Annotated in this window: 1 protein-coding gene; it reads left to right on the plus strand. The window is 74.4% G+C overall.

The genetic code is table 11. The annotated features are described in order from the left end of the window. On the plus strand, window positions 1–398 hold a 398-nt coding region (locus ACR9ZK_RS21720; protein ID WP_481344034.1), incomplete at both ends, for an IPT/TIG domain-containing protein.

Below are 398 nucleotides of genomic sequence, written 5' to 3' on the forward strand. Positions count from 1 at the left end.
TCGGCCACCAGGGTGTGGTTCGGCGGCACGGCGGTGACCGCCATCCAGCCCCTCTCGGCCACCCGCATCCGCGTCACGACCCCCGCCCGCCCAGCCGGCGTCGTGTACGTGCGCGTCTCGAACGCGGCCGGCTTCTCGCCCCAGTCCCTGCGCTCCACCTTCGCGTTCGAGGCCGTCCCGACCGTGTCACGGCTGTCGACGACGCTCGGCTCGACGTCCGGGGGCACCCCGGTGACGCTGACGGGAACGGGCCTCTACCGGGCCTCGGCCGTGCGGTTCGGCACGGCATACGCGCGGATCGTCGCGCGGGTGTCGGCCACGGAGCTTCGCGTCACCACACCCGCCCATGCCGTGGGACTCGTCGACGTACGCGTCACGACGCCCGGCGGCACGTCGGC

The organism is Monashia sp. HAY1-5C (assembly GCF_056755255.1).